The organism is Kocuria atrinae, assembly GCF_039531425.1.
Classification (GTDB): Bacteria; Actinomycetota; Actinomycetes; order Actinomycetales; family Micrococcaceae; genus Kocuria; species Kocuria atrinae.
On sequence record NZ_BAAAQA010000014.1, the window covers coordinates 29563 to 41357 of the forward strand.

Annotated in this window: 10 protein-coding genes; 6 read left to right on the forward strand and 4 right to left on the reverse strand. The window is 63.0% G+C overall.

Features of this window, described 5'->3' with window-relative positions:
* Positions 1–101: 101 nt before the first annotated feature.
* Both ABD283_RS06210 and ABD283_RS06215 read right to left on the reverse strand, forming a co-directional pair.
* Entirely contained in the window at positions 102–1688 is a 1587-nt protein-coding gene (locus ABD283_RS06210; RefSeq protein WP_344224110.1) for a cation:proton antiporter domain-containing protein, read from the reverse strand.
* Between the two features lie 47 nt (positions 1689–1735).
* Positions 1736–2218 (reverse strand): LapA family protein, encoded by a 483-nt coding sequence (locus tag ABD283_RS06215; RefSeq protein WP_344224111.1) that lies wholly within the window; start codon positions 2216–2218, stop codon positions 1736–1738.
* Between the two features lie 313 nt (positions 2219–2531).
* On the opposite strand from ABD283_RS06215, the gene ABD283_RS06220 reads away from it, so the two are divergent.
* The 3 genes from ABD283_RS06220 (at position 2532) to ABD283_RS06230 (ending at position 7069) form a co-directional block, all read left to right on the forward strand.
* Complete coding sequence (locus tag ABD283_RS06220) at positions 2532–4313, forward strand: ABC transporter family substrate-binding protein (protein WP_344224112.1); 1782 nt, start codon at positions 2532–2534, stop codon at positions 4311–4313.
* A gap of 120 nt (positions 4314–4433) precedes the next feature.
* Complete coding sequence (locus ABD283_RS06225; protein ID WP_344224113.1) at positions 4434–5969, forward strand: ABC transporter permease; 1536 nt, start codon at positions 4434–4436, stop codon at positions 5967–5969.
* Positions 5966–7069 (forward strand): ABC transporter permease, encoded by a 1104-nt coding sequence (locus tag ABD283_RS06230; protein WP_344224114.1) that lies wholly within the window; start codon positions 5966–5968, stop codon positions 7067–7069. The genes ABD283_RS06225 and ABD283_RS06230 overlap by 4 nt, the downstream gene beginning before the upstream one ends.
* Before the next feature lie 29 nt (positions 7070–7098).
* Here ABD283_RS06230 and ABD283_RS06235 read toward each other — a convergent pair whose 3' ends face one another.
* Complete coding sequence (locus ABD283_RS06235; RefSeq protein ID WP_344224116.1) at positions 7099–7740, reverse strand: PH domain-containing protein; 642 nt, start codon at positions 7738–7740, stop codon at positions 7099–7101.
* Between the two features lie 71 nt (positions 7741–7811).
* On the opposite strand from ABD283_RS06235, the gene ABD283_RS06240 reads away from it, so the two are divergent.
* Both ABD283_RS06240 and ABD283_RS06245 read left to right on the forward strand, forming a co-directional pair.
* Positions 7812–9950 (forward strand): ABC transporter ATP-binding protein, encoded by a 2139-nt coding sequence (locus tag ABD283_RS06240; protein ID WP_344224117.1) that lies wholly within the window; start codon positions 7812–7814, stop codon positions 9948–9950.
* A gap of 104 nt (positions 9951–10054) precedes the next feature.
* Complete coding sequence (locus tag ABD283_RS06245) at positions 10055–10753, forward strand: maleylpyruvate isomerase family mycothiol-dependent enzyme (protein ID WP_344224118.1); 699 nt, start codon at positions 10055–10057, stop codon at positions 10751–10753.
* A gap of 78 nt (positions 10754–10831) precedes the next feature.
* Here ABD283_RS06245 and ABD283_RS06250 read toward each other — a convergent pair whose 3' ends face one another.
* Positions 10832–11392: a hypothetical protein gene (locus ABD283_RS06250; RefSeq protein WP_344224119.1), complete on the reverse strand. Its 561-nt coding sequence runs from the start codon at positions 11390–11392 to the stop codon at positions 10832–10834.
* 104 nt (positions 11393–11496) lie between these two features.
* Here ABD283_RS06250 and gatC point away from each other — a divergent pair, with 104 nt between their 5' ends.
* Complete coding sequence (gene gatC / locus ABD283_RS06255; protein WP_344224120.1) at positions 11497–11793, forward strand: Asp-tRNA(Asn)/Glu-tRNA(Gln) amidotransferase subunit GatC; 297 nt, start codon at positions 11497–11499, stop codon at positions 11791–11793.
* Positions 11794–11795 lie beyond the last annotated feature (2 nt).

An 11795-nucleotide genomic window follows, 5' to 3' on the forward strand; every position in this document is an offset into this window, starting at 1 on the left:
TCACTGGACTGCCCTCCAGCCTACCCCGTGGCGGGCACCACACCCGTTGAGTTTCATTCGTGGATAGCCCGCGACATCGCGCGGGTCGATCTCACCGGGCTTCAGTCCTCTGGGTGCTCCAGGTCCTCCTGCGCCTCGATCGCGAGAGCCAGGCCTGCACCCGAATACAGATTGATCACGGTGTCAACGCCCAGCTTCTCCAGCTCAGCCACCTGATCCTCGTACTGCGCCACCGCAGCCACGCGGCCGGAGAAATCAGAACTGTGCAGTTCGCGCAGCGCGGCCACGTTGGCATCGTGGAACGGCATGGCGAGCACGGCCACCTTGACGTGGCCGGTTGCAGAGATTCGGTCCCACACGTCCGCGTCCGTGGCGTCCGCGTTTTCGACGTCATAGCCCTGCTCCCACAAGTGGTGTGCCCTGACGGGGTCGATCTCGAGGCCCACCACCTTGTGCGAGGTGGTCACCGTGAACTCGTCATAGGTGGCCGTGCCGACCCTGCCCATACCCATGACTAGCACGTCCGCTCGGGTCAGGTCCAGTGGGCGGTCCTCGGGATGCAGCTTGTCCTCGGGTGCCTCGGGCACGGCGCGCAGCAGTGCGCTGGTGATCAGGCTTCCACGCCGGTTGAGCACGGTGGACACCACAAAGCTCAGCGCCACAGCGCACGCGAGCATGACCAGCCAATCGTCGTCGAGGTGACCCGTCACCACCGCGGTTGAACCCACGATGAGGGCGAACTCGGAGTAATTGGCCAGCGCGAGGGCCCCGCGGACTGCCGTGCGGCGTCGTAGCCCACAGAGCGTGAGCACGGCGGCCATGGCCGCGGATTGCATGGGTATCAGCAGGCACAGGATGACTGCCATGATCAGCATTTCCATGCTGGGTAGGCCGTAGAAGCCGATGCTCACGAAGAACCCGACCAGCAACAGGTCTTTGACCGTGAGGATCGATTTGGCAAGGTCCCGCGCCAGGGGGTGGGATGCCAGGAGCACCCCGACCAGCAGGGCACCCAGATCGCCCTTGAGCCCGGTGGCAGTGAACGCCCACCACCCGGGGACCAAGGCCATGACCACGCCGAAGAGAGCCAGTAGCTCACCATGCCCCAGTCGGGACCACAGCAATCGGGCGAGCCTGGTCACCGGCCACAGCAGCGCCAGCACGAGAAGCGCCCAGGGGGAGGGGAGGTGGCCGCTGGAAATGGTGAGGTACAGGACCGCGGCAATGTCTTGCAGGACCAGGATGCCAACGGCCACCCGCCCGTACAAGGAGTTGGACTCGCCGCGCTCGTCCAGGATCTTGACGACCAGCACCGTAGAGGAGAAGGACAACGCAAAAGCTACGAGCAGGACCGTTCCAGCGGTTTCACCGGCCAGTTCCAGGCCCGCCAGCATCATGAGCCACAGGACTGCGGCCCCGCCCACGGCGCTGACCGCCATATGAATGGTGCCGGCGGCCCACACCTCTTTGCCCAGTAGGGTCCGCAGATCGAGTTTGAGCCCGATTCCGAACAGAAGAAGTGTGACACCGAGCTCGGAGAGCAGTTCCAGCTCGTCCAACCGCTCGATGCCCATTCCGTTGAGCAGAAAACCGGCCGCCAGGAACCCCAACAAGGGCGGCAGCCGAATCAGGTGTGCGAATGCCCCCAGCCCCATGACCACCACCAGGTAGATGGCCACGGTGGTCATGACTCAGCCGTCCTGGGCGATGGTGTGGGCCGGGGGCGTCATAGCGGTTACCGGTTGAGGGTTTCCTTGATGCGTGCGCGTTCATTCTCGAGTTTGCGGACGCGGTGGCTCAGTTTGAACATGCGTACCGACCCCACAAGCGCCATGACCAGTGCGCCCGCGACGGCCGAGAGCAACATGGCCACTCCCAGAGGAAGGCTGAACTGCCAGGCCATGTATTCGAATCGAGTGGACACGTTGTTCTGGATGATGAAGATCAGGAGCAGGATCAGGATGATCACGCCCAGGATCAGCGCGGCCCACACAATTCCAGAGACACCGCGCTTGGTGGGTTCGTCCAAAGTGGGGTCGGTCGCGGGCGCGGCGCTGTGGTCGCGGCCGCCGCCCCGGGCCGTTTCCACCGACGACGACGCCGCACGGTCACGTTCTGTGCTGTGCCCGTCCGCTTGCTGTGCGCGCGAGTCGAAGGTTTCTCCAGGTTCCGAGGGGTCGCGGCGGGGCTGTACGGGGTCTTGCGGGTGCTGTGTCATAACGGTTCCTCCGGTAGCTGTTCTTCTTGTGCCAAGCGTAGTCACAGGATGAGTCAAGAGCGGCAGGTGCGGTGGTCAGAACGGATTTCGTCTCAATCGCGAGTGACGTGTTTCGAGATTGTGACCAATGAGTAACAAATGACGAGTATTTGTCGGACACGGACAACTGAGGCGCGTGTTCATGATCAATGACCGGTAACCTATGTCTCACTGTGAGATGAAACACACCTCACGCACAACTCATCCAACTCACGGGTGGAAGCACACCGTGGTGCCCCACCGATCGTGACACCACACCAGGAGAGATACCGTCATGGGAAATTACACTTTCAAGGGCAAGGCAGCCGTTTCTGTTGCCGCGATTGCCGCGTTGGCTTTGTCCGGATGCGCGAGCGTTGGCGGCGGCGACGAGAACGGCGGAGGCGGTGACAATGGCGGCGGTGAGTCCGGCGGCGTGGTCACCGTAGCCGAAACCAACGCGTTCACCGCGGTCAACAGCGGTACCCCGGCAACGAACCTCGATATCAACGGCAAAATCGGTAACGCCACCCGCGAGGGTTTCATCTACGTGAACCCTGCGCAGGAGATCCAGCCCAACGAAGGATTCGGCTCCTACGAGCAGACCTCCGAAGATCCCCTGACCGTCGAATACACCCTGAATGATCCCCAGTGGTCCGACGGCAACGCCATCGACAAGGCCGACATCATGCTGTGGTGGGCCACCGGTTCCGGTTTCTACGACGACGAGGACGCAGAGGCCGAAACCGGCACCACATACTTCTCGATCGCTGGTTCCACCGACATCCTGGGGCACACGGACAAGCCCGAGTTCTCCGAGGACGGCAAGTCCTTCACGCTGACCTATGACGAGCCCCAGGCTGACTGGGAAATCGCCTTCGACGATTTGTATCTGCATCCTGCCCACGTGGTGGCCGAGCAGGCCGGTATGTCCGAGGACGAGCTGCTGTCCACCCTTGAGGACGCTCCCGCGGGTGACCCCGAGAGCCCGCAGGAACGCCCGGAACTCGAAGAAATTGGCACCGCCTGGGGCGAGGCATTCGCCTTCTCCGACATGCCCGAGGACGAGAGCTTGTTGCTGTCCAACGGTCCTTACCAGATCCGCGACATCGTGGAGAACAACTCCGTGACCCTGGAGAAGAACGAGAACTACGCCGGTGACCACGAGGGCAACCTGGACGAGATCACCATTCGCACCATCGGTGACGCCACGGCTCAGATCCAGGCACTGCGCAACGGTGAAGTGGACATCATGGCCCCGGGCAATGTCAACAAGGACACCATCGACCAGGTGACCGAGTTGGACAACGTGGAGGTCGTCGATGGCGGGCAGTTGGCTTACGACCACCTGGACCTGAACTTCGGTTCGGACACCTTCGGGGATGAGAACACCCGCGAGGCGTTCCTGAAGACCATCCCCCGTCAGCAGATCGTTGATCAGCTGGTCAAGCCGGTCAATGAAGACGCCTCTGTGCTGAACTCTCAGCTGTGGGTTACCAGCCAGGAAGAGTACGAGAAGACCACTGGCGAGAACCAGGCGGAGGAGCTCTACGGCGAGCCGGACATCGATGCCGCCAAGGAATTGCTCGACGGCAAGACGCCCACCGTGCGCATCCTTTACAACAACGAGAACCCGCAGCGTGTGGACACCTTCCAGCTGATCAAGGAATCTGCTGAACAGGCTGGCTTCAAGGTCGAGGACTTGGGTGATCCCAACTGGTCCGAGAAGCTCGCCGACGGTGACTACGATGCATCCTTGTTCGGCTGGGTCTCCCCGGGTGTCGGTACCGAAGCTCTGTCCCAGATCTTCAAGACCGGCGGCGGCGGCAACTACAACGAGTACTCCAACGAAGAGGTGGACAAGCTCGTGGACGAGGCCCGTTCCAACCTGGACAAGGACTCCCGCGACGACCAGATGGTCGAGATCGACCGCCACACCTTCGAAGACGGCTACGGGCTGCCGCTGTTCCAGTCCCCGGGCTTCTTCGGAGTCTCCGATCAGATCGGCGGAGTGAGCGAGTACCAGCCCAACCAGGACGGCGTGTTCTGGAACGTCTGGGAGTGGAACCGCCAGTAAGGCGTGTTAGCTCACGTCATGGAGCCACTCGACTAGCGAGCACGGCGTGTTGCGACACCCCTACGAAGAACGTGGTGTCGCAACATGCTGTGCCCTTTCACCCCCTCAAGGCAGCCACCTATGATCTCTTATATTTTTCGACGGCTCATCACAGCCGTCCTGATCCTGTTCGGGGCATCGTTCATCGTTTACATGATGACTGCGGCCTCCGGCGACCCCCTGTGGGACCTCTACGGTCACCCCAACGGACCCCAGTTGATCCCCGCCAGAATTGAGGCCCTGAACCTCGATCAACCGCCCATCCTGCGGTACTTCACGTGGCTGGGAGGTGCGCTCGGTTGCCTCGTCCCGTTCACGGACACGTGCACCCTGGGCGTGAGTCGCGAAGGCATGGAAGTCACCGACATGCTCGCCTTCGCAATGGGCCAGACGATTCTCCTGGTGACCGCTGGAACCATTCTGGCCATCGTCTTCGGCGTGACGCTCGGTATTGTGTCCGCGCTGCGTCAGTACTCGGGCCTGGACTACGGCATCACCTTCTTCACGTTCTTGTGCTTCTCCCTGCCGAGCTTCTGGCTTGCGGTGTTGCTCAAGGAAATCGTGGCCATATCGTTCAATGACTTCTTACAAGACCCAGTGTTATCCGTGGCCTCGATCCTCGCGATCGGAGTGATCGCCGGGATCATCTGGTACCTGGTCTCGTTCGGTAAGACCCGTACCAGGCTCCTCATGGGTGTCCTGGGCTTCGTAGTGACTTCGGCCATTGTGTACTTCGTGTTGGCCACCAACTGGCTCACGGCGCCCTTCTTAGGCATTCCGCTGATCGGCTTGACCGGGGTTTTGGTCGCCGTGATCGCCACCATTTTGATCGCCGGGCTGCGGAACAAGCGAGCGTTGTACGCGGGGATTGCCACGGTTGTGGTCGGACTGATCGCGTACTTCCCGGTACAGGGGCTGTTCGAGGGTGCGGGCCTGCTCACGCTGCTCGTATTGTGCGTGCTCATGATCGCGGTGGGCGTCCTCATCGGTTACTTGGCCGGTGGCTACGACCGCGGTCAGGGCATGCGAGTGGCCGGCGTGACCGGTTTCTTCGTGGCGCTGTTGATCATTCTGGACCGTTTCATGCAGTCCTGGCCGGACTATCTGGAATCGGGGCACATCCGCGGACGTCCGATTGCCACCGCCAGTGCAGCAACCCCCGGTCTGACCGGGGACCTGTGGATCACCGGAATCGACCGGTTCACGCACCTGTTGCTGCCCACCATCGCACTGACGCTGCTGGCCCTGGCGTCCTACTCGCGGTACTCCCGAGCCTCGATGCTCGAGATCATGGGCCAGGACTACGTGCGTACCGCTCGCGCCAAGGGTCTGTCCGAGCGCACGGTGGTCATGCGCCACGCTTTCCGCAATGCGCTCATCCCATTGGCCACGCTGGTGGCTTACGACATCGGCGCGCTCATCGGCGGCGCGATCATCACGGAGTCCGTGTTTGCCTTCACTGGCATGGGACAAATGTTCGTCCAAGCGGTACGCAACGTCGATCCAAACCCGGTCATGGGTGTCTTCCTGGTCACGGGCATCGTGGCGATGGTGTTCAACCTCGTCGCTGACCTCGTGTACTCCGTTCTCGACCCGCGCGTGAGGGTGAAAGCATGAGTCAGCCACAGCAAATCGAAGTCGACGAGGCCAGGAACTTGGATCCCGCCGGCGATCCTCGCCATGAGGTCCAGGGCAAGAGCCAAAGTCAGTTGGTCCGCCAACGGTTCTTCGGCAATACCGGCGCGGTCGTCTCGATGATCGTTCTGGTCTTCATCGTCCTCCTCTCCATCACCTCCATCGGCATCGGTCCCATCCCGGGCTGGTGGAAGTGGGATCCGGACGCCACCGGAGCCGTAGTGGACGGCGGCAGGCCCACACTCTCGCTCCTGCCGCCGAGCCTGGGGGATCACCCCTTTGGCCAGGACAACCTGGGGCGTGACCTCTTCGCGATGACCATGCAGGGAACGCAGTACTCCCTGATCGTGATGGTCGTGGTGGGTCTCATGGCGGGCCTTCTGGGCACTGTGATCGGCGGTCTGGCCGGTTACTTCCGTGGCTGGACCGAAGCGATCCTGATGCGTCTCACAGACGTGATCATCATCATCCCGCTGGTGATCCTGGCGGCACTGTTGGGGCGCCTGGCGATCTCCTACGTCCGCTCAGCAGGTCTGCCCACCGTGGCCACGGTCATCGCCCTGGGTCTGTTGATCGGTTTGGCATCATGGCCGCCGCTGGCCCGTTTGGTTCGCGGTGAGTTCCTGTCCCTGCGCGAACGTGAATTCGTGGACGCGGCTCGGTTGGCGGGTGCTTCGAGCGGCCGCATCATCTTCAAGCACATCCTGCCCAACACCGTGGGCGTGATCACCGTGAACATCACGCTGTTGATGTCCTCGGCCATCCTGCTGGAAACCGCGCTGTCCTACTTGGGTCTCGGTATTCAGCCGCCGGACTGGTCCCTGGGTCGGTTGATCAATGAGAATCAGACGGCCTTTGCCACCCGCCCCTGGCTGTTCTGGTGGCCCGGTCTGTTCATCGTGACCATCGCCCTGACCATCAATTTCATTGGTGACGGTTTGCGTGATGCCTTCGACCCGCGCCAGAAGAAGTTCAACCCCAAGAAGGCTCGGGAACGCGGCGAGCACCGTAATGATCGTGGTGACGTGGATGCCGGAACCAACGCCGGGATGCGCAGCGCCGTGAAGCGAGCTACCCAGTGAGTTGGCTCACACCGAATCGTACGTGGGCGTCACACTGTGGCGAACAGGGTGATGCCCACGGCGGCAAGCAGCAGCGTGACCGCCAGGGGGCCGGGAACGTAACGCACGTTCATCGGTTCAACGGAAGTGTCGTCGAGGGTGAAAACGTCCAACTCGCCGGTGTCGATCTTGCGCTGCCATACGGTGCGGATGTCATTGGCGGCCGCGCCAGAACGAGTTCCGGCCAGGTCGCCGGTGCGCACGGCACCGTCCGTTCGAGCGAGCGGATGGGCCTGCGTGACTCCCTGGGTCCCCGAACGCAGAGCGGACCCGGGCCCCGCGGCGGGCAACGCGAAGCACGAGTAGGATCCGGCCTCGGCGATCACGGTGACTGTGAAGCGCGTGCGCACGTCGATGATCTGCGCCCACGGAATGTCCACGGTGCGCAGCGGATTGATGATCCGTACACCGTGACCGCGGATTTCCATGCGAGGGCGCCAATACAGGCTGTACCCCAGACCAGCCAGGGCCGCACCGCTGCACAGACCGGCCACCGTGAGCCACGGCTCCCGGCCCCAGCCAGTAATCGCCACGACCACACCCAGGACCACCAAGAATCCGGTGAGCCAAGCGGCGGACGTGGCGCGATATACGCGCGGAGATTCTGCGGTGGAGTTCGGCTCGTGGGGCATGGCCCCCATGCTAAGCATCCGCACCTCGCAACCCACGCACACCACGTCTCAGACACGATGGAGCACACACGATGAGCACCTCGCACTCAGCCCCCGGTCAGCCGGAGGGCACCCCGGGACCCACGGGTTCGGACAACACGCCTAACGCACAAGCTTCCGGTTCCGCGCCCTGGCAGGACGACGCCGCCGCTCAGCCACAGAGCCGCCGCGAGCGGCGGCTTCGATCCAACCGAAAGGTGAGTCGGACCAAAGAGAATCACGAGGGCGCCGAAGGCAGCTCGTCCGCGGGGACGCGCACGGGTAACCGCGTGGCCCGCGGCGAATCGGTCTTGGTCGTGGACGGGCTGTCGGTTGACTTCGGTGTGGACAAGGAATGGGTTCCGGCTGCGATCGACATGAACTACCACGTGGCCGCCGGTGAGGTGCTGGCCATCGTGGGCGAATCGGGTTCGGGCAAGTCGGCGAGCTCCATGTCCATCCTGGGTCTGTTGCCTTCCAACGCCCGAGTCAGTGGCTCGGCCAAGTTGGCTGGACAGGAACTCATCGGCCTGCAGGGTGCCGCCCTGCGGCGCGTGCGCGGTGAGGAGATCGCGGTGATCTTCCAGGAACCCATGACCGCGCTGAACCCGGTGTACACCGTGGGCCAGCAGATCGTGGAGACCATCCGTCTGCATCGTGACATGTCTCCGTCCGATGCCGCGGACCGTGCTCGAGAAATGCTCACCATGGTGGAGCTGCCCGATCCCGAGAAGGCCTTCCGCTCTTATCCCCACCAACTCTCCGGCGGCCAACGTCAGCGCGCCATGATCGCGCAGTCACTGTCGTGTGATCCCAAGCTGCTGATCGCGGATGAGCCCACCACCGCCCTGGACGTCACCGTGCAGGCCGAGATTCTGGACCTGATCCGCAATCTCAAGGACAAGCTGGATTCTGCGGTCATCCTGATCACCCACGACATGGGTGTGGTTGCGGACCTCGCGGACCGGATTGCGGTGATGAAGAAGGGCCGCATCGTGGAGCAGGGCACCTCGGCGCAGATTTTCTCGAACCCCGAGCATCCCTACACCAGGACTCTGCTCGAGTCGGTGCCGCACCTGGGAGAAGGCGGTGGCAGCGAGGCCGATTCCGTGGACATGGTCGCGGCAATTCAGGGGACCTCAGATCGGCAAGGTGACGCAGCGGCGTCGTCGACCGCGCAAGGCGATTCGCAACCCTCGGAGGATGGCCCCGCAGCCGAGGCAACGGGAACCTCGCCGCAGGACGAGGGGACTGAGGGTTCCACGGCAGCGACTGCCACTGAGCGTCCGACACTGCCCAGTGATGCCAGGCGCACTCCGCGCCACCAAGAACCCAGCGACGACACTGCTGCGCTGCGAGTGACCGAGCCCGTGTTGCAGCTGAAGAACGTGGCCATCGAGTACCCCAAGCAGGGGCGCAATCCCGCGTTCCGCGCGGTGGAGGACGTGAGCCTGACCGTGGCAGCGGGCGAGGTGCTCGGCCTGGTGGGTGAGTCCGGTTCGGGCAAGACAACCATCGGTCGCGCCGCCGTGGGACTGTTGCCGGTCGTAGAAGGCTCCCTGATCGTGGACGGTCACGAGCTCAACGGTGCGAAGCGACGCGAACTGAACACCGTTCGCAAGGACGTGGGCATGGTGTTCCAGGACCCGTCCTCATCGCTGAATCCGCGCTTGCCGATCGGTGAGTCCATTGGTGAGCCCATGTTCCTGGCGGGTATGGCCAAGGGACAGGAGCTGCAGCGTCGGATCGAAGAGTTGCTGGACCAGGTCCGTCTGCCGCGCAACTATCGCAACCGTTACCCGCACGAACTCTCGGGTGGCCAGAAGCAACGCGTGGGTATCGCTCGCGCGCTGTCGCTCAAGCCCAAGCTGCTGGTGGCGGACGAGCCGACGTCCGCACTGGACGTTTCCGTGCAGGCCACCGTGCTGGACCTGTTCGAGGAACTGCAGGCCGAAATGGGCTTCGCGTGCTTGTTCGTGACTCACGACCTTGCCGTGATCGACCGGCTCGCGGACCGCATCGTGGTCATGCAGCACGGCCGGATCGTGGAGCAGGGACAACGCGAAGTGGTGCTGCGAAACCCCGAGCAGGATTACACCAAGCGCTTGCTGGCGGCAGTGCCGGTGCCCGACCCGGACACCCAGCGCGCACGCCGTGAACTGCGTCAGAAGATGATCATTGGCACGCCCTAGGGGTATCGCTGGTTCCGACTCAGGGAGGTATTTGGACGAAATCGGTATGTGTCACCGGCAGTCATGTGTGCGGGGTGTCACAGCAAACTTACTAGGGTGGAGACATGATTAATCCCGCACGCCTCACTTCTGACCTTTCCCGCTTGCGTCGTGAGACCGATATGTTCCTGGCGACCATCGAGTCCCTGGCCGATCGCGAGATGACCGAACCCACTCTGTGCGAGGGCTGGGATCGTGCGCACGTGATTGCTCACATCGCGTCGAACGGCAATGCGCTGGTCAAGCTCATCGACTGGGCCGTGACCGGTGAACCCACCGAGCTGTACGAATCCAAGGAAGCCCGCGATCGCGAGATCGACGAGCTGGCAGCCCTTCCCAAGGAGGAGCTCTTCCAGAAGGTTCGTGACAGTGCGGACTACTTCGAGGAGCAGTGCGAACGCCTCAAGGGTGAGATCAAGACCGAGGAACTGGACCTGCACGGCAAGCCCATTCCCGCCACGTCCATCCCGGCCGTGCGCGTGTCGGAGGTCGTGGTGCACCACCACGACCTGGACACCACGTGGACCGTCGAAGAGGCGGACCCGGACTCGCTGCTCAACGCCGTCGAAGCTGCTGTTCGCACCATGCGTGCCAAGGACGCACCGGGTATGACCCTGCGCACCGAGGAGCGTGACGAATGGGTCATCGGTGACGGCGGCCAGGAGATCACCTCCGACCGTGAAGGCATGCTGGCCTGGTTGGCTCGCGGTGACGACGAGAACGTCGAAACCCAGGGTGAATTGCCTGAGCTGCCCAAGTGGTAATTCGTTGAGTCGCGGCTGACTCACATAAAACCGCCGCCGTGCAAAGGTGCACGGCGGCGATTTTTTTATGGCGCTAGCTCAATTGCGCACGTCGAAGAGCCATGGGTCCCAGCGGCGGTCGGTGTGGGGGTCCCCGAAGTTCACGAAGGCCTTGCCCTTGGACTCGACCGTTTTGTACTCCTGGACCACTTCCAAGCTCAGCCGCTCGCGGTGTTCGACCTCCACGATCACAGCCCGGGCCCCGGAACGGTCCGGCAAGGTCGCGGGGTAGGCCAATGCTGCGACCAGCAGGTCTGAGGCCTTGGCTGCGGTCATGGCGCGGAGTTCTTCCAGCACGTCATCCGGGTGCCGGTCTGCGGTTTCTGCGGGGTCCAGGGAGTTCAACTCGAACTCGCCGTCCTTGGAGCCGGTGACCACGAACACGGGGAAGGCACCGAACTGCAGCACCTGGTCCTCCACCACGGTCTGCACGTGGGTCAGCGCGGTGTCCACGGCCTCAACGGCACTGTCGGACACCCACTGGCGCCAGGCGTTGTCGTGGTCCGACTGGGCCTTCGCCGCGTCAGCACGCGATAGACGGGGCTTTTTGGAAGGGCCACCGGAGTGACGTTTGGGCGGGCGGGCGGAGGACTTTGCCACGAGTGGGGACCCCTTAGTGAGATAGGTAAAAGTCGAGCGTTCTGAGTCAAGCCTAGGCGCTCGCTAGACTGGATCGGAATCACTAGCAAATACCAGGAGCATGCATGTCTGCGATTAATCGCGAGCAGGTGGCCCACCTGGCCGACCTCGCGCACATCGAGATGACCGAGGAAGAGCTCAAGCGCGTTGCGGGCGAACTCGACCTCATTGTCTCGTCCGTGGCATCGGTCAGCGAAGCCGCCGGACCTGACGTTCCTGCAACCAGCCACCCGCTGCCGTTGCAGAACGTTTTCCGTGAGGACGTGGTGGGGGAGACCCTCACCCAGGAAGAGGCCCTCTCCAACGCACCGGACAGCCAGGACGGCAAGTTCCGTGTGCCCGCAATTCTGGATGGGGAGTGAGC

What these genes read in the sequence shown, in the direction of transcription:
- ABD283_RS06210 (WP_344224110.1), bottom strand. Translation starts at nt 1,688, where the DNA reads ATGACCACCGTGGCCATCTACCTGGTGGTGGTCATGGGGCTGGGGGCA.
- ABD283_RS06215 (WP_344224111.1), bottom strand. Translation starts at nt 2,218, where the DNA reads ATGACACAGCACCCGCAAGACCCCGTACAGCCCCGCCGCGACCCCTCG.
- ABD283_RS06220 (WP_344224112.1), top strand. Translation starts at nt 2,532, where the DNA reads ATGGGAAATTACACTTTCAAGGGCAAGGCAGCCGTTTCTGTTGCCGCG.
- ABD283_RS06225 (WP_344224113.1), top strand. Translation starts at nt 4,434, where the DNA reads ATGATCTCTTATATTTTTCGACGGCTCATCACAGCCGTCCTGATCCTG.
- ABD283_RS06230 (WP_344224114.1), top strand. Translation starts at nt 5,966, where the DNA reads ATGAGTCAGCCACAGCAAATCGAAGTCGACGAGGCCAGGAACTTGGAT.
- ABD283_RS06235 (WP_344224116.1), bottom strand. Translation starts at nt 7,740, where the DNA reads ATGCCCCACGAGCCGAACTCCACCGCAGAATCTCCGCGCGTATATCGC.
- ABD283_RS06240 (WP_344224117.1), top strand. Translation starts at nt 7,812, where the DNA reads ATGAGCACCTCGCACTCAGCCCCCGGTCAGCCGGAGGGCACCCCGGGA.
- ABD283_RS06245 (WP_344224118.1), top strand. Translation starts at nt 10,055, where the DNA reads ATGATTAATCCCGCACGCCTCACTTCTGACCTTTCCCGCTTGCGTCGT.
- gatC (WP_344224120.1), top strand. Translation starts at nt 11,497, where the DNA reads ATGTCTGCGATTAATCGCGAGCAGGTGGCCCACCTGGCCGACCTCGCG.